We start from the raw sequence: 25,219 nt of genomic DNA on the forward strand, positions 1-25,219 counted from the left end.
ATTTATGAAAAGCAAACGCACGATAGCGTTAATCGCTCTGGTAGTATTGCTGGCCATAGCGGTAATCATGGATTACCAGTACGGCAAAAACAACTCCATGACCAATACCGCAGGGAAAGATAAGAGCGTGACGCAAATGCTCAACGAGACTAATACCTCTGCCGGTGTGACGGATAAGGCCGCTACATCTAGTGCAGATGTGTTTACCGATTACCGGCAGGACAGGGAGAGGACCAGAAGCGAGAGCATAGCTAATTTAAAGGAAATCGTGGACAACGAAAAGACGTCTAAAGAAAACAGGGATAAGGCCCAGGCGGAGATCATAAAGTTGACAGAGCAGGCCAATAAAGAAATGACCATAGAGAACTTGATTAAAGCTAAAGGATTTAAAGACGTGTTGGTATTTGTAGATGATAAATCAGTAAACGTGCTGGTAGATTCCAGCCAGCAGCTTACGGCTGCCAGTGTTGCCCAGATACAGGATATTGTCACCCGCGAAACGGGGTTATCTGTGGATCAAATACATATAATCAAGCGCAAAAGTTGAACTAATATTTGCTAATTGAGAGGAGAGTTGATATAATATATATATATATAAACAAAAGGAGGGCATGAAAATGGAGGAAATGGTACCAGAGCATACCAGTGAATACGGTACGATAAAAATAGCTGATGAAGTAGTCAGCGTGATCGCCGGGCTGGCAGCTACCGAGATTGAAGGCGTGGCTGGAATGAGCGGGGGAGTCGTAAATGGCATTACAGAGATGCTGGGCAAGAAGAATTTTTCTAAAGGTGTAAAAGTAGAGGTAGGAGAAAAAGAAACCAGCGTGGATTTGTACATCATCGTAGAGTACGGCGTGAGGATACCCGATGTGGCGTGGAAGGTTCAGGAGAACGTTAAGAAAGCCTTAGAGTCCATGACAGGTTTGAAAGTGGTAGAGGTTAACATTCACGTGCAGGGCATCAACATGGACAACAGGAGCGCAAAGTCAGACGAATACGCTGGTTCAAAATAGAATTAACCCTCTGATTGATCAGAGGGTTAATTTGAATGTGGTTATATGGAAGGGAAGGTTGTGATTTGAAGTTAGTATCAAAAGTTTTGTCGGTAATTTACATAGTCAGCATATTAATTATAGCTTTAGGCGTTTTGTTGATTCCTCAAGGCAGGTTAGTGGATTGGATTAGATTTGATTATAAGTACGTTGTAGTGGGAAGCGCAGTTTATTTGCTGGTCAGCCTTTTTTTGCTTTTAATGAGCGCGTCTGGTAAAGACGTGGAATCGGTGGTTATGCTGACGGAGCATGGGGAAATAGCTTTGTCGATAGTTACTCTGGAAAACTTGGCTAAAAGTGTGATAAATGAATTGAAAGATGTAAAAGAGGCAAAAGTTAAGGCGCATATTGTCAAAAACCAGGTGGTGTATTATATTAGTATCATAGTGGCCAGAGATGTGGTCATTCCAGAGTTGTCGGAGAAGTTACAAAAACAGGTTATAGAATTCGTAGAGCGAAATTCAGGCATTAAAGTAGCAGCCATTAAGGTAAAAGTAGAAAATGTAGCGGCTTTTTTGAGGCACAAAGTGGAATGAGGAGATGAGGTATGACACGTAAGAACGCTAGGGAAATGATATTGAAGTTACTTTACGAGCTGGATTTAAGAGAAACCACGGCAGAGGACGTATTGAGCAAAGTGAAGGATTGCGGTGAGGAAGAGGAATACATAAAGGAGACCGTAAAAGGCGTATACGAAAATAAGCAACGGCTAGATGAAATAATAAATCGATATGCGAAGGATTGGAATACCGATCGCATGAACAAAGTAGATCTGGCCATATTAAGGTATTCAATTTACGAAATTCAGGCAGGGTCTATTCCCCCTTCGATTACTATAAATGAAGCCGTAGAGCTGGCTAAGAAGTACAGCACTGAGAGATCTTCTCAATTTGTCAACGGGGTATTGGGAGGTTATGTAAGGGGAGAAGGAGGATTGTGATGCAGGTATTAGATGGACAAGCGCTGGCTAAAAAGATAAGGGCATGTATTAAAGAAGAGGTGCAAAGGATTGTCCAGATGGGTAAAAGACCTCCAGGGTTGGCTGTGGTACTGGTAGGGGATGATCCTGCTTCGCAACTTTACGTCAATATGAAAGAAAAGGCGTGTAGGCAGGTGGGCATGTACTCGAAAAAGCTACTATTGCCTGCTGATATAAGCGAGGCAGAATTGCTGGACAATATCGGCGCTTTAAATGAAGACGAGAAAATAGACGGGATTTTAGTACAGCTGCCTCTTCCCAATGGATTAAATGAACATATTGTGAACGAAAATATAAATGAAGACAAAGACGTAGATGGTTTTAGTCCAGTCAACTTTGGAAAGCTGCATTTAGGTATAAAGGGTTTTGAACCGTGTACGCCTAAAGGCATCATAAGGCTATTGAAAGAGTATGGCATACAGATCCGTGGCAGGCATGCGGTGGTGGTGGGGAGGAGCAATATTGTAGGCAAGCCTGTGGCAGCTCTTTTGTTAAGAGAGAACGCCACAGTTACTGTGTGCCATTCCAAGACGGAAAATCTGGCTGAGTATACGTCAAAGGCAGACATTCTGGTTTCTGCTGTGGGTAAACCTCATATGATAAAAAAGGACATGGTAAAAGAAGGCGCTGTGGTTATCGATGCGGGGACATCCAAAGTCGATGGCAAGTTGTACGGAGACTGTGATTACGAGGAAATGGTAGATAAGGTATCTTGGATAACTCCCGTTCCAGGCGGAGTGGGACCTATGACCATAGCCATGCTTTTGGAGAATACCTTGGAGGCATATAAGAGACATGTACTTAAAAATACTGACAGTCAGTGAAGTTACAGCGTACATAAAGAGATTGATCTCTTCAGACGTTATACTGGGGAGATTGAGCGTAAAGGGCGAAATATCAAATTTTCAGATAGCATCGGGAACGGCATTTTTTACTCTTAAGGATTCGTTTAGCAGCATCAACTGCATTATGTTCAATGAAGCCTTGAAATGCCTTGCTTTTACTCCTCAGGACGGTATGCAGGTTACTGTTTCTGCTAGAGCTTATTTTTATGAAAAAGAGGGGAAATTGTATTTAAATGTATCTGACGTAAAGCTGGATGGATCAGGAGAACTGTATGTGGCATTTCAAAAGCTCAAGGAAAAACTCTACAAAAAAGGCATGTTTGACGAAAAAAACAAAAAGCCACTGCCGTTTTTTTCTAATAAAATATGTGTCATAACTTCATTGGCTGGTTCTGTGCTGTACGACATTATAACTATATCCAAAAGAAGAAATCCTTTAATCGATCTGCTGGTATTTCCGGTGAGGGTTCAGGGTGAGATGGCTGCAGAGGAAATAGCAGAGGCTATTGACATTGTAAACCAACGGAAAGATGTAGATGTCATAATACTGGCAAGAGGTGGCGGCTCCATCGAGGAGCTCTGGGCGTTTAATGAGGAGGTAGTTGCAGAAGCTATATACAACTCTAGAATACCTGTAGTATCTGCGATAGGACACGAGACTGATTATACTATTTCGGATTTTGTGGCAGACAAAAGGGCTCCAACTCCTTCGGCAGCGGCGGAAATAGTAGTTCCATCGCTTCTTGATATAAGCGCAAGACTTGATGGCCTTAAAAGGAGGCTTATGTTGGCTACGGGGACGATTTTAGATGCGAAAACAAAGGAATTAAATAGCGTTGTACACAACAGGATTTTTTCTCATCCTCTGGAGGTCTTATCCGGCAGAAGAATCCAGCTCATGTATAGCACCAGGCGTTTGTTCGATTTGGCTGAAAAACAGATAAAGGTTAAAGATGCGGAGTTTAGACAATTGGCGGCTAAGCTAGAAGCTTTAAACCCTAAGGCTATCTTAAACAGAGGATATGCCATGGTGCACACGGTGGATGGGCGAAAGGTGATGTCAGCTGGCGGAATTGAAGTAGACAACGAAGTGTATCTAACCTTTTATGATGGTGAAGCATCGTGCGTTGTAAAGGAAGTGTTCTTAAATGAGCGAGAACGGGCTTAATTTGAGCTTTGAGGAAGCGTTAAAGAAATTGGAGGAAATCGTAAAAAAATTAGAAGGCGGTAATTTGACTTTAGAAGATACCCTTTCCCTTTTTCAAGAAGGGATACAGCTGTCCCGGATTTGTACTGAAAAATTAAACGAGGCCAGTGGAAAGATTTCTATACTGGCCAAAGATATAGATGGAACTTTTTCTGAAAAACCATTTGGAGAGGGTAAGAATGATAGATGAGCTGAGGAAGTATATAGATATTGTAGATAAGGCTTTAGACGGGTACCTTCCGGGCGAAAGCGTATATCCCCAGATAATCCATCAGTCCATGAGATACAGCCTCTTTGCAGGGGGTAAACGAATACGCCCTATTTTATGTCTGAAAGCCTGCGAGATGATTAAAGGGGATTATGCCGACGCGTTGCCTATTGCATGTGCTATCGAGATGATCCATACATATTCCCTTATACACGATGACCTGCCTGCTATGGACAACGACGACTTCAGGCGAGGTAAACCTACAAATCACAAGGTATATGGAGACGCTATAGCCCTTTTAGCAGGCGATGCCCTTTTGACCCATGCTTTTGCCGTTTTAAATCGCTATGCTCTGGAGAGCGGAGAGCTTAAAACTCTCAAGGCCATAGATGTGATTGCAAGGGCTGCCGGTACCGAAGGTATGATAGGAGGGCAGGTTGTAGATATCATCCAGCAAGGCAAAACCATTGACGAGAAGACCATGTATTACATGCACGAACACAAAACGGGTGCCTTGATAAAAGCATCTGTCCTGTCAGGTGCTATAATGGGTGGTGCCGACGATGAACAACTAGAGGCTTTGGAGAGGTATGCGGAGTATCTGGGGTTGGCATTTCAGATTATGGATGATATTCTGGATGTGGTAGGAGACCAAAACCAGATGGGCAAGCCTGTGGGCAGTGATGCTAAGAACGGCAAGTGTACCTTTGTATCTATATACGGCTTGAGCAGGGCAACACAGTTGGTAGAGGAATATACTAAAATGGCTGTGAAAGCGTTGGAGATTTTCGGCGAAAAGTCGGCGTTTTTTCGCGATTTTGTCGTATTCCTTTCGAAAAGAAGAGCGTAGCTTGATAATGGTCGTGAAAGCTCTTTCATAATTCTGCGTTCTCATCCGGGCAAAGTTTGATTGGGTTTAGTTCCTGTGATATAATTTAGACAACATGTTCTCATGTGAAGTGGAAGTGGCGCAGTATTCTAGTCAGCTCTGCCAATCCTGAAGACGGGCCTAAAAATCCGTCAAGGGCATATCGATGAAGCTCCTTGTGCTGGCTGCCAACGCCCAGTTGGGAGCTGGTGCTGGGAGATAGGAAATGGGGCGATCCACAAAGGCATGTGGGCGATGACCCTGTTTCCGTGGAGGCCTAAGTGCGTGATGCATTGGGCGTCACGGCTTAGTGTTGAACCTGTTTCGCGGTGTAAAAGCTGTGAGCAGTGTAGCCTGCCTTGAGTAGAAAGGGTAGAGATGGGGTTCGAATTTTACCTCGACGGCCTAAGGGTAAAATTTTTGCCCATCGAAACCCTTTTTGCAAAAGAGGCTAGGGATTGGGTCAGGCTGTGGAGGAAAGCTCCTAGACTGTACCGAACAGGTGGCATGTCAGAGATTACAGTGTAGTCTTAGTGGCAATCCAGTCCTATCACTGGCGACATGATAGAAATGGGTTTAAAGGGAAACCGCCTTTTTGGCGACAAAGAGGTACCCATTTGGGAAATCCTACTGGACCTAAGCTGCAAAATTTATCTGGCATGTTGCCACTTCCACGCTTATACATACCTTGATTTTAATGCTTGATGTGAGGAGTGTATGCTTTGGCTAACAGTAAAAAGCCAAAGGTAAACATAAAGTGGACCTTTACGGCTGTAATTATAAGCTTTGTGACAGCTATGGGTTTAGGATCTGTGTCTGAGGTTTTACTCAGTGAAGCAGGCTTGCTCATGGCTTTTATTTTATTGCTAGTTGTGATTTTTTTAGGCGTCGTATTTGATATCATAGGGATAGCTGCGGCAGCAGCCGATGAAAAACCTTTTCATTCAATGGCCTCAAATAAGGTGGCAGGAGCGAGGCATGCGATAAAACTGATACGAAATGCCGGGGTGGTCTCTAACTTTTGCAATGATATAATGGGAGATATATGCAACATCCTGAGCGGTACTATTCTGGGTATAATACTTCTTAAGCTGTCCGGGAAAGTAAATGTGGATAGGGCCATTATGAGCGCTCTTTTGAGTAGTATTGTGGCGGCCACTACAATTGGGCTGAAAGCAGCGGAAAAAAATATTGCTGTAAACCAGAGTAATGATATAATATTGTTGGTTGGTAAATTTCTATATTGGTTATCGCGCTATCTTAAAATAGAATTATTTAAAAATAAGAAAAATAAGAAGTAAAGAGGTCGTATTAATGCTGGAAAAAATCAATACACCTGAGGATTTAAAAAAACTCAGCGATGCGGAGTTAGTGCAACTGGCTGATGAGATAAGGGATTTTTTGATCAAGAGCATATCAGTGACAGGAGGGCATTTAGCGTCAAACCTGGGAGTGGTGGAGCTTACCATTGCCATTCACTCGGTCTTTAATGCACCTGTCGATAAGATAATATGGGATGTGGGGCATCAGTCGTATGTGCACAAGATCCTCACAGGAAGACGGGATAAATTTGCATCTTTGCGTCAAATAGGCGGTTTAAGTGGATACCCTAAGATCGCTGAGAGCCTGTACGATTGCTTTGGAACAGGACATAGTTCCACATCGATATCTGCGGCTTTGGGTATGGCGAGAGCTAGAAATTTAAAAGGGGAGAATTACTACGTAGTAGCTGTAATAGGCGATGGGGCTTTAACGGGCGGTATGGCTTTTGAAGCCCTTAACGACGCAGGACGTACCAAGACGCAGTTGATGGTCATATTGAACGATAACGAGATGTCTATATCCCGCAATGTAGGCAGTTTATCTATGTATTTGAGTAAATTGCGGACGGATCCGGCTTATTTTAAGATGAAGTCGGATATAGAAAAGGTATTAAATAGGATACCTGAGATAGGCCCTATGTTGTCAACTACCCTTAACAGGTTTAAAAACAGCGTGAAGTCGCTATTGGTGCCCGGAATGATTTTTGAAAACCTCGGCTTTACGTATTTTGGACCTATAGATGGTCACGACATCTCGGCTCTAAGAGAGGTTTTAAACGCCGCGAAGATGGTGAAAAGCCCTGTATTGGTGCATGTTATCACCAAAAAAGGGAAAGGACTATAAAAAGGCAGAAAACGACCCTGAGCATTACCATGGAATAGAGCCTTTTGATATAGAATCGGGCAACTGCAAAATAATAGCAGAAGGCAAGACGTATTCTCAGGTGTTTGGAGAGACTCTGGTAGATCTTGCTAGAAAGGACAAACGAATTGTGGCAATAACCGCAGCTATGCCTTACGGCACAGGTTTGAGCAGGTTTAAAATCGAATTTCCCGATAGATTCTTCGATGTGGGTATAGCAGAACAGCACGCTGTTACGTTGGCTGGTGGAATGGCGGCGGCTGGCCTTAAGCCGGTATTTGCTGTCTATTCTACTTTCTTACAGAGGGGATACGATCAGATAATACACGATATATGCCTTCAAAGGTTGCCAGTGGTTTTTGCTGTGGATAGAGCTGGAGTGGTGGGAGAGGACGGGGAAACTCACAACGGTGTATTTGATCTGTCTTACTTTAGCCATATCCCCAATCTCACCGTGTTATCCCCTAAAGATGGTGCAGAATTATCGGCTATGTTAAAATACGCTCTGGCATTAGACGCACCTGTGGCTATAAGGTATCCCCGGGGCTATTGCCATGGCGTAATAGAAGGAAAGGAGGAGTTTGACGGGCGATCTGAGATACTGCATAAAGGCCACGACGTAACCATTGTAGCTGAAGGTCGAATGGTTGGCATTTCGGCGAAAGCTGTAAAACTCTTGAAACAGAAAGGCATTGAAGCTGAGTTGATCAACGCTCGCGTTATTAAGCCTCTAGATAGAGATACTATAATATCCTCGGTTTTGAAAACAGGAAAGCTGGTCACAGTAGAGGACAATGTAAGGATAGGAGGTATGGGAAGCAACATATTGCAGCTGATGAGCGATAGTTGCCTTTATGGTATACCTACCAAGATAATAGGCTGGCCTGATGAGTTTATATGCCATGGGAGTGTGGATGATGTTTTTAAACATTACGGCATGGATGCACAATCCATAGCCAATTCTATTTGGGAATTTATAAGCAGGAGACCTTACTATGGGGAAAATGAGGCTTGATCTTGTGCTGGTTTACCAGGGATTTTATGAGTCCAGAGAAAGAGCTCGATACAATATAAAAGCTGGAAATGTATATGTAAACGGCGTTGTATGCGATAAACCTGGGGAAAAAGTAGATGATGGTGCCAACATAATGATAAAAGGGGATGTTATTCCATACGTGAGCAGAGGTGGCATTAAGCTTGAAAGAGCCCTTAAGGTGTTTGGCGTTTCGGTGGCGGGCAAGGTTGCTATGGACATCGGCGCTTCTACCGGCGGTTTTACCCATTGCCTGTTAAAAAATGGAGCGAGAAAGGTTTACGCTATTGACGCCGGTCGTGGTCAATTGGACGGCAAACTGAGGGATGATGAGCGGGTTGTCTGTATGGAGGGCGTCAACGCCAGGTATTTAAAAAAAGGGGATATTCCAGAGACAATAGATATAGTGACTATTGATGTATCGTTTATATCTGTGAAAAAGATAATCCCGGTAATTTCTGATTTCATTGTGAACGGCGATATAATATCCCTGGTAAAGCCCCAATTTGAGGCAGGGCCGTATTTGGTGGGTAAAAGAGGGGTAATAAAAGATGCGAAAATTCACGAGGATGTGCTTAAAAGCGTAATTGAGGAGGCGTTAGCCAATCGATTGACATTGGCAAATGTGACGTATTCGCCTATAAAGGGCTCTCAAGGCAACATAGAGTTTTTTATTCACCTTAAAAAAGGTGAGGGTTCTGTAGATGTCGATAAAATGGTAAAAGATGTGGTCAGAGATGCTCACGCTAATCTATAGTTAGGAAGGTGCAGATGAAAAGGGTAGGGATTGTGGCAAATAGCCAAAAAGACAAAGACGGCAAGATAACAATGTCGTGCATAAACTGGTTGCAAAAGGAAGGCTGTCTTGTAATAACAGCCGACGACGAAAGTCTCTATTTAAAATCCGATTTCATCGTAGTTCTCGGTGGAGATGGTACCATTCTCAACGTAGCGAGAAAGGCATCGGTATTTGAGAAACCTATTTTAGGTATAAATATGGGGCGTCTGGGCTTTCTTGCAGAGGTAGAGCTAAAGGACATGTATAGGTCGCTAAAAATGGCTATTGAAGGCAATTATACCATTGACAGCAGGATGATGCTGGAGTGCAAGCTGATGCGAAAAGGTCGCATATTGCAGGAGTACCATTCCCTTAACGACGTGGTGATTACAAGGGGCGCTTTTTCCAGAGTTATACGTTTAAAAACTTACGTAGACGGAGAGTTCGTCAACACCTATTCAGCTGATGGTTTAATAATATCCAGCCCCACTGGTTCAACGGCTTATTCTCTGTCAGCAGGTGGGCCTATTGTAAGACCTGATGTACCGCTGATCATCGTAACGCCTATATGCCCTCATTCTTTACACAACAGGTCTATAATAGTGTCTGCTGATTCGCGGATAGACGTAGACATTTTGGACAGCAATTTGGATATTATGCTTACAATAGATGGACAAATTGGTTACAAGTTGACAAAAGGAGATGTGGTGACCATTAATAGGTCAAAATACCAGAGCAAGCTTATAAGGATAGAAAAAAGGCCATTTTTTGAGGTGTTGAGAAGCAAATTGTCTGAGAGAAACCAGTAATAGCTTTGGGAGGAAATGTGTAGATGAAGTTAACTAGGCATGCTAAAATACTTGAGTTGATTGAGAAAAAGCCTATTGAGACCCAAGATGAGCTTGTTGAAGAGTTGAGAAAAAGCGGTTTTAATGTGACCCAGGCTACTATATCTAGGGACATTAAAGATCTCAGATTGGTAAAGGTTATGGATAACAATGGCAAATACCGGTATGCTTCGCTTAATAAAACAGAAGAGGATGTAAGTAATAAGTTGTTTACCCTGCTTTCCCAGTCGCTGGTATCTGTTGACTATGCGGGAAACATCGTCGTTCTAAAGACTTTATCTGGTACTGCTATGGCAGCTGCTGCGGCGATAGATGCTTTGAATTTTAAAGATATCGTGGGCACATTAGCTGGAGATGACACGATATTTGTGTTGGTAAGAGATTCTCAAAACGTAAGCGAAATCCTGGCCAGGTTTAAAAGCCTTATAAAGTAATGTAAAGGTGATGTCCATGCTCGTTTCCCTTTCAATTAAAAATTTTGCGTTGATCGACAATATAGAAGTGTACTTTGACAGAGGTTTAAATATAATAACAGGTGAATCAGGTGCTGGTAAATCCATAATTATCGAAGCCTTGAGCCTAGTGCTAGGGGGCAGAGCGGATAAGGAAATGATAAGGGCAGGTTGCGAAAAGGCAGAGGTTGAAGCTGTGTTTGAGATAAGAAAAGATAGCGAGATCGGCGATGAATTAAGGAGCATGGGATTGCTTGAGGGGGAAGATGATCTAATAATATTGTGCAGAGAACTTGCGTCCAATGGACGAAGTGTGTGTAGGATAAACCACAAAACTGTTAATGTTTCTATTTTGAAGCGCATTGCCCACAGACTTGTGGATATCCACGGTCAAAATGAGTACCAGGTGTTATTTGACGAATCGACTTATCAAGGGCTTCTGGATTCATTTGGAGGAGAACCGCTGAAGGCGTTAAAGGAAGAAGTAAGTAAGGTCTACCGAACATACGTGCAGATAGATCGGGAAATAGAGAAGTTAAAAGACGAGGGCAATAATCCGTTGGAAGAGGAGTTTATAAGGTATCAGTTAAATGAAATCGCCGCTGCCAATTTAAAAGAAGGAGAAGAGGAAGAGCTTTTAAAGGCGAGAAAAATCATGAATAACGCTGAAAAGATATACGAAGCTCTTTTTAACGTTTACTCCTTATTATACGACAATAAAAACGGCCTGAGCATTTTAGAAGGTTTGGGAGAAGCTATAGAAAAATTAGAGGATATATCTCAGTACGATGGGGATATACAGGGTATAATAAAATACTTAAACGATTCGTATTATCAAATACAAGACGTGTGTGAATGCGTGCGGAAATACATGGAAAACCTGAACTTTGATCCTGAAAAATTAAATGAAGTAGAGGAAAGGCTTCACATCCTCTCTGATTTAAAGCGCAAATATGGCAGGAGCGTAGAGCAGCTGATTGAATACCGATCAGAATTGCAGTCAAAAATAAACAGAATTGAAAACAATATTCAAATATTGGAACAAATGCAGCGGCAGAGATCAGAGATATATGAAGAGCTGTTACGGCGATGTTCAGATCTGTCCAGGATGAGGGAAAAAGTGGCGAGCCAGATGGAAAAGGCAGTGTCTGCCGAGTTGGACCAGTTGGGCATAAAAGGTGTGATATTTAAAGTGCGCATAAACCCGAGGGAATTGTCGGAGAATGGTGTAGATGGCGTTGAATTTATGATAAGCACCAATCCCGGCGAACCTTTAAAACCGCTGGCTAAAGTTGTGTCGGGCGGAGAGATGTCCAGAATAATGCTGGCGTTTAAGAAGGTATTTGCTGAGGCAGATGGTATAGACACCCTTATTTTTGACGAGATAGATACCGGGATAAGTGGGCAGACCGTTCAGGTTGTGGCGGAAAAGATTTTAGAGCTGTCTTTAAAGAGACAGGTTATTTGTATTACCCATATGCCGCAAATAGCCAGTATGGCTGATACTCACTATTACATTCAAAAGGCCGTAGAAAAAGGGAGAACGCACATAAAGGTGGAAAAATTAGATGATAAAGGGCGAATCAGAGAGATTTCTAGGATAATAAGCGGCGATAATATCACGCCTCTTGCGCTTTCCCATTCAAAAGAGATGATAGCTAACGCGATTAAATTGAAGGAAAAAATAGCTCAATGAGCTCTTTTTTTATAAGTATAAATACCACTCCGGAGGGACATTTTATATTTGTAAGCCTATGAGGAGAGTGGTATTTATGCGTTTTAGAAAAATTGCCTGTACCGTTATAATTATTTTTATATTGGCAATAAACAATTCGCCGCTAATAAAAAACTTTGTGCAATTACCTGTTCATCAGATAGTATTCAAGGGAGAGGAATTTAAGTTAAACATAGGTTTTCCCATTTCTGTAAATATAAGAGCCAATAAAGATGGCATTATAAAAATAAATGATTTGTCAGAGAGATATAAGTATGTGCCTTTTTTATCTCGCTTTAGCGTAAAGGCAGAAGATGTCGGAAAGGCTATAATGAACTTTAAGCTGCTGGGCTTAATCCCTGTTAAAAACGTGACGCTAGATGTGGTGCCCAGAAAGTACGTGATCGCTGGGGGAGAGTCTATAGGCGTGAGGATTAATACAAAAGGGGTTATTGTGGTGGGTTTTTCAGACATCACTGATCCTACGGGGAAAGCGCGCTGCCCTGGTAAAGAAGCAGGGGTGAGAGTGGGTGATACCCTTTTGAAGATAGACAACCAGGATATAAAAGACAGCGATAGCATTGTAGACCTCTTAAGCAAAAAAGAAGGTAAAACATTATCGCTGCAAGTTCAGAGGGACCAGCGTGTGATACAATTAAAGGTAAACCCTGTAAAGTCAAGGGATGATGGCGAGTACAAATTAGGGCTGTGGGTAAGGGATCACACTTCTGGAATAGGAACTCTTACTTTTATAGATCCGGAAAACAATAGATTTGGGGCTTTGGGACATCCTATAACGGATGTAGATACAGGACAGATGCTTTCTATAAGCGATGGAGATATTATGCGCGCTCATATTACATCCGTCAAACAAGGATACAAAAGTAGGCCAGGGGAGATTAAAGGCATATTTGTCGAAGGCGAAGATACCATAGGCAAAATAGAAAAAAATACTAAATACGGCATTTATGGAACATTGTACGCCAGTCCATCGATTAAAAGATTGTATCCTATAGGGTATCAATCACAGGTAAAACCAGGTCCGGCCAAGATATTGACTACTATTGAAGGGGATAAGGTGGGGGAGTACGATATACAGATTCAAAAAGTAGTAAAACAGGATCAGCCTAATCCCAAGAGTATGATCATAAAAATAACCGATCCGTATTTGTTAAAGCGCACAGGAGGTATTGTTCAAGGGATGAGCGGAAGCCCTATAATCCAGGATAACCGGCTTGTAGGCGCAGTTACCCATGTTTTTATAAATGACCCTACGAGGGGTTACGGTATTTATATTGAGTGGATGATTAGGGAGGCTGATAGAAAATAATTTATGGTAAAATAAGGAGGATTTTTGACTTTTATGTAGAATAATTGAAAAAGTAAAAATTGGTTTGAGGGAGGATTAAATTGATCAGGTTATTGATAGTAGACGATAATAAGGAATTTTGTTCTATTTTAGCTGATTACTTTAACAACGTAGAAGACGTAGACGTGGTGGGCATAGCCAATGATGGAAATCAAGCCATCAAATTGATCAAAGAACATAACCCCGATATTGTTTTGCTGGATATAATAATGCCATATTTAGATGGACTGGGGGTACTAGAATCGTTAAAGACCCTTAAATTGGCCAAATCGCCAAAGATCATAGTGCTCTCGGCAGTAGGTCAAGAAAGGATAACGCAAATGGCTATAAACTTAAATGTAGACTATTATATCCTCAAGCCTTTTGACCTTAATACGCTTTACAAGAGGATAAAAGAGATTTTTATGTTGCCTCTTGACGGCCCGGTAAAAAGCCAATCGGATGGATTTAAATCTGATATCGATCAAATACGGTTGGAAGCCCAGATTACGGAGATCATCAATGAGATAGGGATACCTGCTCATATAAAAGGCTATTTGTATATAAGAGATGCTATATGTATGGTGGTAAATGACATGGATATGATAGGTGCTATAACTAAAAAACTATACCCGCGGATCGCGCTCAAATACAATACAACGCCCAGCAGGGTTGAAAGGGCGATAAGGCACGCAATAGAAGTAGCCTGGAACCATGGAAAATTGGAGACTTTAAATGAGATTTTTGGCCGCACGATAGACGAGTACAAAGGCAAACCGACTAACTCTCAATTTATAGCGTTGCTTGCTGATAGGATGAGACTTCAGCTCAGCATGAATAAAGCGGGGTGATGGTGTTAAAATAAGCTCAGGAGGTGTTAAAAATTCGTAAGAGATTGTTTTCTTTAGCCTTGTTGGTGTTTCTCCTGAGCGGTCTGGTATCCTGTACTACGGCTAAGAAAAAGCCTATTGTACCACAGAGGTACAAGCCGGAGCCCACCATATCTGTTTATATAGCCAATGAAAACAGGGTAGAAAACATGAAGATTGAGGATTACATCCTGGGGGTTGTAGGAGGAGAGGTTAAAAATTACTGGCCGCAGCAGGTTTTAGAGGCCCAAGCTATTATAGCGCGGACGTTTACGTTAAAGAAGATGTCACAGGGTAAAACTTCCCACAATACTGATGCCAGTACAGATCCCAAGGAATTTCAGGCATACAATCCTGCCAATATCAACGATAATATCAGAAAGGCTGTAAGAGCAACAAGGGGGGAGGTCATAACCTATAAGGGAAATTATATCAACGCGTATTTTCATTCTTATTCAGGTGGTAGGACTGCAACGGCGAAAGAAGGGTTGAATTTTACAAAGGAGCCAACACCTTACCTGACGGTGGTAAAAGACTACCCAGCAGCGGACAAAAGCGTGGTAAGCTGGAAAAATAGCTTTAGCAGGCAGGAGTTGATAAACGCATTGCAAACCTTGGGTTATAAAGTGAGCGAGATCAGTTCCTTTGAAATAGCTAAAAAAGGACCTTCAGGAAGAGCGGAGCTTTTTAAGATAGGCAATGTGACAGTAAGTGGTCCCCAGCTGCGAATGGCGCTTAACCCGGATAAGTTTAGGTCAACTCTTATAACCGATATAAAACCTACAAGCGATGGTTTCGTCGTATCCGGCAAGGGATGGGGACATGGAGTAGGGATGTCGCAGTGGGGTGCCAATACTATGGCGAAAAGAGGAGTATCTGCCGAAGATATAATAAAATATTACTTTAAAGGTATTGAGATAAAAAAGTTGTGGAAATAGAACCATTATATGGTTCTATTTTTTAATTGTTATTTTATCGACTTTTTATTTGTGGTATAATTTAATTGATTATTAACTATGGAGGAAATAAAATTAATATGTATATAAAAGCAAAAGCCCAATTAGACAAAAAGACGAAAAATCTAGTCAAAAGGATAAGACCAGGGGAAATAGCTATAATAGACCATTGCGATTTGGATGAAGTGGCTGCAGAGTCTTTAGTGAATGCAAAAGTGAAGGCCGTTGTAAACGCCAGCAGGTTTATATCAGGCAAATACCCCAATCAAGGACCTCAGATACTGTTTAAAGCAGGGATTTACATGTTGGACGACGTGGGCCCTGGTATATTTAATGCGGTAAAAAACGGAGATGAGATTGAAATTATTGACAATGAAGTGCACCGTAACGGCAACGTGATTGCCAAAGGGATGGTTCTTACAGGCGATGTGATAAGCTATATGCAACAGGAGGCCCAAAGGAATCTGGAAGAAGAACTGGACAAATTCATAGAGAACACGCTGGAATACGCCAAAAAGGAAAAGTATTTTATAACCGAGAATTTACCCATGCCTGCCATCAAGACGCGCATACGAAACAGGCACGTGTTGGTAGTAGTAAGGGGAAAGGAATACAAAGAGGATTTGATGACAATAAGAGCGTATATTCAGGAAGTAAAACCCGTTTTAATTGGAGTAGATGGCGGAGCTGATGCATTGCTGGAGTTTGGTTTTAAGCCTGACATCGTGGTGGGAGATATGGACAGTATAAGCGACAGAGGGCTATTGTCGGCTAGGGAAATAGTGGTCCACGCTTATCCTGATGGCAGGGCACCGGGGCTTAAGAGGGTAAAGAGCCTGGGTTTAGAAGCTCATGTATTTGCGGCTCCAGGTACCAGCGAAGATATCGCCATGTTACTGGCTTTTGAAAAGGGCGCAGATTTAATAGTGGCGGTGGGAAGCCATTCCAGCATGATTGATTTTTTAGAAAAAGGCAGAAAGGGTATGGCCAGTACTTTTTTGGTAAGATTGAAAATAGGCTCGAAACTGGTGGACGCCAAAGGTGTTAACAAATTATACAGGGGCAATTTAAAATTGAGTTATATAATAGGGCTTTTACTTTCGGCTTTATTCCCCATAGTTATAGTGAGTATGGTATCTGCGCCTATGAAGCAGCTGCTGAGAATTATAGCTTTGAGAGTTAAATTGATTTTTGGCCTTTAGGAGGGTTTAAATGTTTATAAACTTGAAGTATTACGTCATAACCATTGCGGCAATTTTTATAGCTCTTGGCATCGGGATTTATATCGGATTTATGCTAGACGGACAGGATATATTTGTACATCAGCAGGATTCCCTGATCAACGAGCTAGAGAAGAGATTTAACCAATTTTCTGTTGAAAACAATAATCTCAAAAACCAGATAAAAGACCTCAATGCCCGTTTAAAAAACGACGATTTGTATATAAACACCGTGTACCCAAGCCTGATCGATGGGAAGTTAAAAGATTTGAATGTGGCTATAATTGAAACCAATAGCGACTATATATACAGCGGCGTAAAAAATGTCATAAAAAGCGCCGGCGGAAACGTGATCAGTGAAGTAGACGTATATCCTTATGTGCTTTTAAACGATGACGTAAAAAAACAACAAATCGTCAATTACGCGGCCGTTAAAGGGGAGAATATATCCCAAGATAAAGTGGTGCAATACGTATTAGAGAAAATCAGCCAGGCCCTTACCAAAAAGCCTGATATAAACGCGATGAGTTTTTTAAAAAATGAAGGCGTAATAGATTTTTCGGGGAACTTTGATGTTCCTCCTGATTACGTGATAATTTGCGGCGGCAGTTTGCAGAAAACTAATTATCCAGATATAATAGATATCCCTCTGATCAAGTTGTTGAGACAACAAAATGTACCCATCGTCGGTGTAGAGAGGTCAGATGTGGCATTTTCCTATATAGACTATTACAAAAAAGTAAGGCTTTCTACAGTGGACAGCGTGGATTTGGTCTACGGCAAGACGGCTTTGGTTTTTGCTATAAAAGGAGAACCGGGTAATTACGGCATAAAAAAATCAGCGACTTCAGGGTTGTTGCCTGATATACCGACAACGGCAAAGTAGGTGAGAAAGTGGATGTAAGTGTTTTAATACCTGCTTACAATGAAGAAAAGCGCATAGCGGATACTATTAAGGGCGTAAAAAGCGCGATTGATTGCGAGTTAATAGTGATAAACGACGGATCTTCGGATGGTACTTCTGATGTCGCCAAAAACGAAGGCGTAAAGGTAGTAGATATGGTGTATAATAGGGGCAAAGGTAAAGCTTTAGAGGAAGGGATAAAGCACGCCAGAGGCGATGTCATAGTATTGCTTGACGCAGATCTAAGGGCGAGTGCCGCGGAGGTTATAAAACTTATTGAGCCCATCGCAAAGGGAGAAGCAGATGTGGTCATTGCCCGATTCCCTGCTAGCACTAAAAGAGGAGGATTTGGGCTGGTAAAGGCATTATCCAGGTATGGGGTAAGGATTCTAACAGGTCAATACGTACACAGCGTGTTATCAGGTCAGAGGGCTTTTAAAAGGGATGTGATAAAGGATATATTGCCGTTTTCCCCTGGATTTGGTATAGAGGTCGGCATGACCATAGATGTTCTTCGCAGAGGATATCGGATAAAAGAGGTGGAAGTTAATATGTTCCACAATGAAACTTCAAGGGATTTAAAAGGCTTTTTGCACAGAGGAAGGCAGTTTAAAGATATACTCATAACGCTGCTTAAAAAGGCGAAAGGGTCGTGGCGCAAATGATTTTTTTTGTTGTGTTGGCGGCAAGTATGCTGATGTCCTATTTTTTTGTGCCTTTGGTAGAGAAAATGCTGGTGGAGCTGAAGTGTACCTGCCCTAATTACAAAGGCGTAAATATACCTACAGCTATGGGGATTGCGGCAATTCCTGTGATCGTATTGTTACAAGCCATTTTGTACCTTTTTTTAAAAGATGTTAGGATTATAGCTATAACGTTAAGCGCTGTTTTTATGGCATTGGTAGGTCTGCTGGATGACTTGGTGGGACAAAAAGATGTAAAAGGTTTTAAAGGGCACATCAGGGAGCTTTTGGGCGGCCGTCTGACAACAGGTGGGTTAAAAGCTATAGTAGGGTTTTTTACAGCGTTTTTTGTATCTGCGATTTTCTCCAGTACATATACAGACATTCTGCTGAACACAGTGCTTATATCGTTGTTTACCAATACCCTGAACTTATTGGATTTGAGGCCGGGAAGAGCCATCAAGTTTTTTGCGCTGGTATTTATAATAGAGAGCGTGTTTGCGTATAGGTACGCAGGGTTGCTGCTTCCTATTGTAGGTTTTATCTTGGTTTATTTTCCGTTAGATATAAAAGCCCGTGGGATGCTGGGAGATACAGGATCCAATTTGCTGGGGGCGGCATTGGGTGCGTTTACGGCGGTTTCTTTAAATTTCAATATAAGATTGGGGATTACGCTGTTACTGATTTTAATTCACGTGATAGCAGAAAAGTATTCTATAACCAGGTTAATCGAAAAAAGTCGTGTGTTAAAATTTTTTGATGAACTGGGCCGGCGATAGGTCTATTTAGATCCCCCTTAGCTGTAAAATAATATAGGAATCTTTAAGGGGGCTTAAAGATGAAGGCGTTTAGTAAATGGGCGATTCCACTGGTGCTTTTAATTGCCATCGCTTTTTATGCTACAGGCTTTATCTCTATTTTTAATAACCGTGCAAAGGTAGAGTCTTCTAAAGACAATAGCTATATGATACTCATAGATATAGATGAATTCACCCTTTATCTGATAGACGCCCGATCTAACAGAATTGTAAAGAGTTATCCCATTGCCGTAGGAAAGCCAGAAACCCCTTCTCCTGTGGGCTCGTTTAAAATAGTGCACAAAGATAGCTGGGGAGGAGGGTTTGGAACACGCTGGATGGGATTAAATGTGCCTTTCGGGCAATACGGGATACACGGGACAAATAAGCCTGGTTCAATAGGTTGGGCTGCATCCCATGGCTGTTTCAGGATGAGGAATGCCGATGTAGAAGATCTTTACTCTCGCGTGGATTTGGGCACGGTAGTGGTTATAGTCGGTGGTCCCTATGGTCCCCTAGGGCACGGTTATAAGGAATTTGGACCCGGCGATAGGAATTCGGCAATAATGCAAGTGCAGATAAGGCTTAAGCGATTAGGGTATTATAAAGGGCCCATTGATGGAATATACGAAGATGATTTGAAAGAGGCTTTATTGAGATTTAAAAAGGATAAGAAAATACCCTATAACCACTTTATTGATGAGGATACATATAAGGCTTTAAATATAATCCCGTACGAATGAGGTGGGTGGATGATTAGCATAAAGTTAGGAAGGATTTTGAAAATAAATAGGGTGGATGAAACTCTATCTATATTGACGGTGGATGTAGGTGGAAGTGAGTGCAAAGCGGTTAATTACAGCAAGCTAACAGGGGATGTTATGCCTGGAGATACGGTGATCTTAAATACCACGGCTGTAGAGTTAGGGCTGGGATCAGGTGGGTACCATTTTGTCATGGGTAATTGTAGCAGTCCCGAGAGAGATGCGGAGGGCAAAGGTCATATCATGAAGGTCCGGTATACGCCTGTGCAGGTGAAGGTGATGGCCGTGGAAGAACAGCAAAGTGAGTATCACGACGTGTTTAATAGGGTTGTTAATCTTAAGGGGATGCCTGTGATAATAGGAGAACTCCATAGCATGGTCGCTCCATCGTGTGTCGCTTTAAAGTACATAAATGAGCAGGTTAGAATCGCATATATAATGACCGATGGAGCTGCTCTACCTTTGAACTTCAGTAATGCGGTGAGAAGATTAAAGAGTGACGGCATGCTAACCGCCACTATAACAGTGGGAAATGCTTTCGGGGGGGATTACGAAGCGATAAATATATACACAGGGCTTATAACAGCGTATGCTGTCTCTCGATCCGACATTGCTTTGGTGGCTATGGGGCCTGGTATAGCCGGAACCGGCACAAAATTTGGCTTTTCGGGTATAGAGCAAGGGCATATAATAGATGCAGTGAACACCTTGGGTGGGATACCTTATTTGATACCACGCATTCAGTTTAAAGATCCGCGTTCACGGCATAGAGGGATAAGCCATCACACCATAACCGTTTTGCGGGATGTGGCGAAGACCCGCTGCAAAGTGGTTATACCGGAGATGGAAAAGAGCAAGATGGATTACGTACTTTGGCAGATTAAAGAAAACCACATAGATAGCAAGCACGATATAATTATTCAGGATGGGTCTTTTCTAAAAGAGGCCAACAACCGCTATCGCTATACGTTTGCCACCATGGGAAGGGGGTACGAGGAAGAGCCTGACTTTTTTAATGCTTGTGCGGCTGTGGCGCTGGAAGCTGTAAAAAACATAAAGGAGGGTAAATAGGTGTTTGAAGAAGTTACTATTAACTCAAAGTATATATACAAGGGGACAATATTGAACCTTAGGGTAGACGAGGTCCAGCTGGAGAACGGCAGGACTTCCTCGCGGGAGATTATCGAGCACAAAGGAGCTGTAGCCATTGTGGCAGTAGACGGAGAGGATCTTATTATGGTGAGACAGTACAGAAAAGCCGTTGAAGGTGAATTGCTGGAAATACCTGCAGGCAAGTTGGAAGATGAAGATCCTCTAGAATGCGCTAAAAGAGAATTAAAAGAGGAGACCGGTTATAGCGCTGATAGGTGGCAGTACGTGTGTGATTTTTATTCGACGCCAGGGTTTTCCAATGAAAGGATGTTTTTGTATTATGCCACGGATTTAAAAAAAGGTGAGATGAATCCCGACGACGACGAATTAATAAAGGTGGAACGGGTGAAATTGCAGGAGGCGCTTGAGATGCTTAAAAGAGGACAGTTTAAAGACGCAAAAACGATAATAGGTGTGGACTATGCCATTAGAGTGGCCGGAATATAATATCAGCGGTTACTCTGCCGATCTCCATGTGCACATAGGGAGTAGCAACGGAAAGGCCGTAAAGGTAACCGGTTCTCCCAGTCTTACGTTTAAAAATATAATAAAAGAGTGTCAAGAGAGGAAAGGCGTAGATATAGTAGGCATAGTGGATTGCCTTGCGCCTCCGGTCTTGAGTGAAATAAGCGAGTTGATACAGAAAGAGTATATCCTTGAGCTTCCCGGCGGAGGCTTGCAGTGGGATGGCATAACGATAATTCCGGGATGTGAGTTAGAAGTGGCAGCAGGCGAGGGAGTGGCTCACTGCTTATGCTTTTTTCCCGATCTGGACCGTATAATGTCCTTTGCATCGCGTATAGGCAAGTATATCAAAAACTTGAACATAAGTACCCCCAGATGCCATATGCCTTTAGCAGATCTTGTAAAGGCGACCTTAGATGGGGGAGGCATTTTTGTCCCTGCCCATGTCTTTACGCCTTTTAAAAGCTTTTACGGCAGCTGTACCCATTCTTTAAAGAAGATATTAGCAAAGTACTTTGACGAGATTTACGCTGTGGAGCTGGGGCTAAGCGCGGATGCCGATATGGCCGATATGATAAAAGAGCTGAACACTAAGGCCTTTTTGAGCAATTCAGACGCCCATTCCTTGAACAAAATTGGCAGGGAGTTTAATGTGTTAAAAATGAATAAGCCGGATTTTAGCGAACTGGTCATGGCATTGCAAAACCGCAATGGAAGATGTGTATTAGGCAATTTTGGCCTTAATCCTAAATTAGGAAAATACCACAGGACTTATTGTATGGATTGCCATAGCGTTGTGGAGGGCATGCCGCCTAAATATCAGTGTGACAAGTGCGGCAGCAGCCACGTGGTGATAGGCGTTTTTGACCGATTGATGGCTATTAGGGATCAGGATGTAGTTCACCCGCTTTCTCGTCCTCCTTATATTTATAATGTTCCCTTAGAATTTATTCCCGGCATTGGCAAGGTAACGCAGGAAAAGTTGCTGAGGCATTTTCGCAGCGAATTGTATATTTTATACATGGCGACTTTTGAAGAGTTAAAGGGAGTCGCTGGGAGTAAAGCAGCAGAAAATATAATAAAGGTTAGAAACGGACTGTCAACTGTAAAAGCTGGGGGTGGAGGTATTTATGGTCATATAAGCGTATAAGCCGGCATATATTAATATAGAGCCCTATATTCCGGGAGGATGAGAGGATTGCCTAAAAAACTAGGGAACGAAATTAGAAACAGTGTGAGAAGGCATAGTGTTTTATATGTTATATGTGTAATTTGCTTGGCTATTGGCATTGCGACAGGCAGTTTTTCCATAAAAGCTCTGGATGAGGGCCAAAAGAAAGACCTGATCCAGTATTTCAATAGTTTTATGCAGGCTTTTAAAGCTCAAAACATGGACAGCCATCAGATATTGAAGATCTCTTTGCAAAATAACCTCATTATGTCTCTCGTATTCTGGGTATCAGGTGCGACGATATTAGGTGTTCCTATTATAATAATATTGCTTCTTTTTAAAGGTTTTTTAATAGGTTACACGGTGGGTTTTTTAATAGAGGGTTTGTATTTAAAAGGCATTGCCATTTCCAGCGTTGCTGTATTTCCACAGAACGTTTTTATCGTTCCCGGCTTTATCATGTTGAGCGTAAATGGAATTCTGTTTTCTTCTCGCATTGTAAAAAATAAAAGGGCGCATTTTAGCAGGTATAGAGAAGGTTTTGCTCGCTATACTATAACCTCTATGCTCATCATAGGGTTTATAGTTATAGGTTCTTTTGTAGAGGCTTATTTGGTTCCACTGCTCGTAAAGTTTGCTCTTTGAAATATTTAGGGATATTATAAATAAATTTGAATCGCAAGGGCAATATAATTATTGAAAGATAAAAGTTAGGAGGAAGTTCAATGAAGTTCAGGAAGATTGTATTCACAATTGCCCTTGTGGGAATGCTGTTTTTCAACCTTTTGCAACCTGCTTTTGCTCAACAAGACGTGCCTGACTTTAAGTTAACCTCTAAAGCCGCTGTTTTAATGGATGCAGCTAGCGGCAAGGTTCTGTACGAATACAACGCTCATAAGAGATTGCCTCCGGCCAGCATTACTAAGATAATGAGCATGTTGCTTTTCATGGAAGCGATTGATTCCGGTAGAATAAAGGTCACCGATATGGTGACTGCCAGCGAACGGGCCAGTAGCATGGGTGGATCTCAAGTTTACCTTGCCCCTGGTGAGGAGATGTCTGTAGACGACTTGATGAAGGCTATAGCTATAGCATCGGGCAATGATGCCACAGTGGCGTTGGCAGAGTACATCGCGGGTACCGAAGAGATGTTTGTAAAAATGATGAATAAAAAGGCAAAGGAGCTGGGGCTTAAGGATACCCATTTTGTAAACAGCACAGGGCTTCCGGCCAAAGATCATTATACGAGTGCGTACGATGTGGCTGTTATATCCAGAGAGCTGATTACAAAGCACCCTGGGGTTTTAAAGTGGACAAAGATATACTTGGATACTTTAAGAAAAGGTGAGTTTGGCCTTGCCAATACGAACAAACTGGTTCGGTTTTACAGGGGAGCTGATGGGATAAAAACGGGTTCTACCAACGAAGCGGGGTTTTGCCTAGCGGCTACTGCTTTGCGCGACGGGATGAGGTTGATATCCGTTGTATTTGGAGCCCCTGATTCCAAGCGGAGATTTGACGAGGCTTCAAGGTTGTTGGACTATGGATTCGCCAGCTATAAGTCTTATCAGGTAGCAGGTAAAGGACAGGTTATACGGCGGTTAAAGGTGGAAAAAGGGCTTGCCAGTGAAATCCAAGCGGTGGCGTCCGATGATTTGAGCGTACTTATCAGAAAAGGTGAAGATGAAAGCATAAAAAAGAAAATAGTGCTACCTCAAAAGGTTGTAGCGCCGGTAAAAAAAGGGCAGAAATTGGGTGAAATAATCGTGTACAAGAGCGGCGTGGAGGTTTCAAGATTGCCTATAATAGCCGGCCAATCAGTGAAGAAAGCGGGCGTTGTGGACTATTATATCCGCATACTAAATAAGTGGTTGTAAAAAATCTCTCATTGTAATGAGAGATTTTTTACATTAATAGCAGGAAAATACATATCGGCGTAGAATATTATTCATGAGGAGGGAAGCGTGTAATGGTACTGAATTTTGATGAACGAGATAATGTGCTACTTGTGTCACTAAATGGCGAACTGGACCACCACACATCAGAGGTCTTCAAAGAGAAATTTGATGAAAATGTAAAAGGCAAAAAATATAATGAGGTGATATTGGATTTAAAAAATCTGAGCTTTATGGATAGCTCTGGGATCGGAGCTTTGATAGGAAGGTATAAATTGTTGAAGTCGCAGGGAGTGGGTTTGTCTGTAGCTAATCTAAGTCCGCAGGTGAGAAAGGTTTTTAGCATCTCTGGCCTTTTAAAAGTTATAAAAGACAAGGGGGAACTCAAATGAGCGTAAAAAACGAGATGAAGATAGAATTTATGAGCAAATCTCAAAATGAGGCTTTTGCTCGAATAGTTATTGCTGCGTTTGTGTCTCAGCTGGATCCTACTATTGAAGAACTTGCTGACATCAAAACAGCGGTTTCAGAAGCTGTTACTAATTCTATAATACACGGCTATGAGGGGAAGAGCGGTTATATTAAAATGAACGCGAGGCTGTTGGACGATGACACGGTAGAGATAGAGGTTATAGATGAGGGAAAGGGAATAGAAAACGTGGAAGAAGCGAGGAAGCCGCTTTTTACTACAAAGCCAGAACTGGAACGTTCGGGTATGGGATTTACCATTATGGAGACATTTATGGATAGCCTTGATGTGTATTCTGAGCTAGGCAAGGGGACCAAAGTGGTTATGACTAAGAGGATCAAGAGGAGTTGATAGG

General features: G+C 42.1%; 29 protein-coding genes and 1 pseudogene. All 30 read left to right on the plus strand.

Annotation, left to right across the window (positions count from 1 at the left end; translation table 11 throughout):
• Positions 1–4 precede the first annotated feature (4 nt).
• The 30 genes and pseudogenes from CALPO_RS0112065 to spoIIAB all read left to right on the plus strand — a co-directional run bounded on the left by CALPO_RS0112065 (position 5) and on the right by spoIIAB (position 25,215).
• A complete protein-coding gene (locus CALPO_RS0112065) occupies positions 5–547 on the plus strand; it encodes a SpoIIIAH-like family protein (protein WP_035172616.1) in 543 nt (180 codons plus the stop codon).
• Positions 548–617: 70 nt separating this feature from the next.
• On the plus strand, positions 618–1,016 hold the full coding sequence (locus CALPO_RS0112070) for an Asp23/Gls24 family envelope stress response protein (RefSeq protein ID WP_026487555.1): 399 nt from the start codon (positions 618–620) through the stop codon (positions 1,014–1,016).
• Between the two features lie 65 nt (positions 1,017–1,081).
• Entirely contained in the window at positions 1,082–1,591 is a 510-nt protein-coding gene (amaP, locus tag CALPO_RS0112075) for an alkaline shock response membrane anchor protein AmaP (protein WP_169736195.1), read from the plus strand.
• Between the two features lie 11 nt (positions 1,592–1,602).
• Positions 1,603–1,995 carry a transcription antitermination factor NusB gene (gene nusB, locus CALPO_RS0112080; protein WP_026487557.1) on the plus strand — a complete coding sequence of 131 codons (393 nt, stop codon included), beginning with the start codon at positions 1,603–1,605 and terminating at the stop codon, positions 1,993–1,995.
• Positions 1,995–2,858, plus strand: a complete 864-nt coding sequence (folD, locus tag CALPO_RS0112085) for a bifunctional methylenetetrahydrofolate dehydrogenase/methenyltetrahydrofolate cyclohydrolase FolD (protein WP_026487558.1) — start codon at positions 1,995–1,997, stop codon at positions 2,856–2,858. The genes nusB and folD overlap by 1 nt, the downstream gene beginning before the upstream one ends.
• The gene (gene xseA, locus CALPO_RS0112090; protein ID WP_026487559.1) at positions 2,830–4,047 is read left to right on the plus strand and encodes an exodeoxyribonuclease VII large subunit; all 1,218 of its coding nucleotides are present in this window, start codon (positions 2,830–2,832) and stop codon (positions 4,045–4,047) included. The genes folD and xseA overlap by 29 nt, the downstream gene beginning before the upstream one ends.
• Positions 4,028–4,276: an exodeoxyribonuclease VII small subunit gene (gene xseB, locus CALPO_RS0112095; RefSeq protein ID WP_026487560.1), complete on the plus strand. Its 249-nt coding sequence runs from the start codon at positions 4,028–4,030 to the stop codon at positions 4,274–4,276. The genes xseA and xseB overlap by 20 nt, the downstream gene beginning before the upstream one ends.
• Positions 4,266–5,144, plus strand: coding sequence for a polyprenyl synthetase family protein (locus tag CALPO_RS0112100; RefSeq protein ID WP_026487561.1), 879 nt, complete (start codon positions 4,266–4,268; stop codon positions 5,142–5,144). The genes xseB and CALPO_RS0112100 overlap by 11 nt, the downstream gene beginning before the upstream one ends.
• Before the next feature lie 396 nt (positions 5,145–5,540).
• The gene (locus CALPO_RS14725; RefSeq protein ID WP_156940192.1) at positions 5,541–5,690 is read left to right on the plus strand and encodes a hypothetical protein; all 150 of its coding nucleotides are present in this window, start codon (positions 5,541–5,543) and stop codon (positions 5,688–5,690) included.
• Positions 5,691–5,884: 194 nt separating this feature from the next.
• Positions 5,885–6,463 (plus strand): hypothetical protein, encoded by a 579-nt coding sequence (locus tag CALPO_RS0112110; protein ID WP_084295282.1) that lies wholly within the window; start codon positions 5,885–5,887, stop codon positions 6,461–6,463.
• A 13-nt stretch (positions 6,464–6,476) separates the two neighbouring features.
• Positions 6,477–8,361 (plus strand): annotated as a pseudogene (gene dxs, locus CALPO_RS13940) (1-deoxy-D-xylulose-5-phosphate synthase).
• Positions 8,342–9,136, plus strand: coding sequence for a TlyA family RNA methyltransferase (locus CALPO_RS0112120; RefSeq protein ID WP_026487563.1), 795 nt, complete (start codon positions 8,342–8,344; stop codon positions 9,134–9,136). Before dxs ends, CALPO_RS0112120 begins: the two are co-directional and overlap by 20 nt.
• A gap of 14 nt (positions 9,137–9,150) precedes the next feature.
• Positions 9,151–9,966: an NAD(+)/NADH kinase gene (locus tag CALPO_RS0112125; RefSeq protein ID WP_026487564.1), complete on the plus strand. Its 816-nt coding sequence runs from the start codon at positions 9,151–9,153 to the stop codon at positions 9,964–9,966.
• Between the two features lie 23 nt (positions 9,967–9,989).
• Positions 9,990–10,439, plus strand: a complete 450-nt coding sequence (locus CALPO_RS0112130) for an arginine repressor (protein WP_026487565.1) — start codon at positions 9,990–9,992, stop codon at positions 10,437–10,439.
• Between the two features lie 16 nt (positions 10,440–10,455).
• Positions 10,456–12,153: a DNA repair protein RecN gene (gene recN / locus CALPO_RS0112135; protein WP_026487566.1), complete on the plus strand. Its 1,698-nt coding sequence runs from the start codon at positions 10,456–10,458 to the stop codon at positions 12,151–12,153.
• Between the two features lie 76 nt (positions 12,154–12,229).
• Positions 12,230–13,501: a SpoIVB peptidase gene (gene spoIVB / locus CALPO_RS0112140; RefSeq protein WP_051585985.1), complete on the plus strand. Its 1,272-nt coding sequence runs from the start codon at positions 12,230–12,232 to the stop codon at positions 13,499–13,501.
• 74 nt (positions 13,502–13,575) lie between these two features.
• Positions 13,576–14,370, plus strand: a complete 795-nt coding sequence (gene spo0A / locus CALPO_RS0112145; protein WP_026487568.1) for a sporulation transcription factor Spo0A — start codon at positions 13,576–13,578, stop codon at positions 14,368–14,370.
• Between the two features lie 23 nt (positions 14,371–14,393).
• A complete protein-coding gene (locus CALPO_RS0112150) occupies positions 14,394–15,326 on the plus strand; it encodes a SpoIID/LytB domain-containing protein (RefSeq protein ID WP_245589955.1) in 933 nt (310 codons plus the stop codon).
• Positions 15,327–15,424: 98 nt separating this feature from the next.
• Positions 15,425–16,546, plus strand: coding sequence for a putative cytokinetic ring protein SteA (gene steA, locus CALPO_RS0112155; protein WP_026487570.1), 1,122 nt, complete (start codon positions 15,425–15,427; stop codon positions 16,544–16,546).
• A 10-nt stretch (positions 16,547–16,556) separates the two neighbouring features.
• Positions 16,557–17,450, plus strand: a complete 894-nt coding sequence (locus CALPO_RS0112160) for a copper transporter (protein WP_026487571.1) — start codon at positions 16,557–16,559, stop codon at positions 17,448–17,450.
• Between the two features lie 8 nt (positions 17,451–17,458).
• A complete protein-coding gene (locus CALPO_RS0112165) occupies positions 17,459–18,133 on the plus strand; it encodes a glycosyltransferase family 2 protein (protein ID WP_026487572.1) in 675 nt (224 codons plus the stop codon).
• Positions 18,130–18,930 (plus strand): hypothetical protein, encoded by an 801-nt coding sequence (locus CALPO_RS0112170; protein WP_051585987.1) that lies wholly within the window; start codon positions 18,130–18,132, stop codon positions 18,928–18,930. The genes CALPO_RS0112165 and CALPO_RS0112170 overlap by 4 nt, the downstream gene beginning before the upstream one ends.
• A gap of 59 nt (positions 18,931–18,989) precedes the next feature.
• The gene (locus tag CALPO_RS0112175; protein ID WP_026487574.1) at positions 18,990–19,691 is read left to right on the plus strand and encodes a L,D-transpeptidase family protein; all 702 of its coding nucleotides are present in this window, start codon (positions 18,990–18,992) and stop codon (positions 19,689–19,691) included.
• Between the two features lie 9 nt (positions 19,692–19,700).
• Positions 19,701–20,783 (plus strand): DUF3866 family protein, encoded by a 1,083-nt coding sequence (locus tag CALPO_RS0112180; protein ID WP_026487575.1) that lies wholly within the window; start codon positions 19,701–19,703, stop codon positions 20,781–20,783.
• The gene (locus CALPO_RS0112185) at positions 20,784–21,311 is read left to right on the plus strand and encodes an NUDIX hydrolase (RefSeq protein WP_026487576.1); all 528 of its coding nucleotides are present in this window, start codon (positions 20,784–20,786) and stop codon (positions 21,309–21,311) included.
• Positions 21,286–22,479 (plus strand): endonuclease Q family protein, encoded by a 1,194-nt coding sequence (locus CALPO_RS0112190; RefSeq protein WP_051585988.1) that lies wholly within the window; start codon positions 21,286–21,288, stop codon positions 22,477–22,479. The genes CALPO_RS0112185 and CALPO_RS0112190 overlap by 26 nt, the downstream gene beginning before the upstream one ends.
• A 48-nt stretch (positions 22,480–22,527) precedes the next feature.
• Positions 22,528–23,145: a stage II sporulation protein M gene (gene spoIIM / locus CALPO_RS0112195; RefSeq protein ID WP_026487578.1), complete on the plus strand. Its 618-nt coding sequence runs from the start codon at positions 22,528–22,530 to the stop codon at positions 23,143–23,145.
• A gap of 80 nt (positions 23,146–23,225) precedes the next feature.
• Positions 23,226–24,377 carry a D-alanyl-D-alanine carboxypeptidase family protein gene (locus CALPO_RS0112200; RefSeq protein ID WP_026487579.1) on the plus strand — a complete coding sequence of 384 codons (1,152 nt, stop codon included), beginning with the start codon at positions 23,226–23,228 and terminating at the stop codon, positions 24,375–24,377.
• Positions 24,378–24,469: 92 nt separating this feature from the next.
• The gene (locus tag CALPO_RS0112205) at positions 24,470–24,787 is read left to right on the plus strand and encodes an STAS domain-containing protein (protein WP_026487580.1); all 318 of its coding nucleotides are present in this window, start codon (positions 24,470–24,472) and stop codon (positions 24,785–24,787) included.
• On the plus strand, positions 24,784–25,215 hold the full coding sequence (gene spoIIAB / locus CALPO_RS0112210) for an anti-sigma F factor (protein ID WP_026487581.1): 432 nt from the start codon (positions 24,784–24,786) through the stop codon (positions 25,213–25,215). The genes CALPO_RS0112205 and spoIIAB overlap by 4 nt, the downstream gene beginning before the upstream one ends.
• Positions 25,216–25,219: the final 4 nt, after the last annotated feature.

The sequence above is a fragment of the Caldanaerobius polysaccharolyticus DSM 13641 genome, from assembly GCF_000427425.1.
Taxonomy (GTDB): Bacteria; Bacillota; Thermoanaerobacteria; order Thermoanaerobacterales; family Caldanaerobiaceae; genus Caldanaerobius; species Caldanaerobius polysaccharolyticus.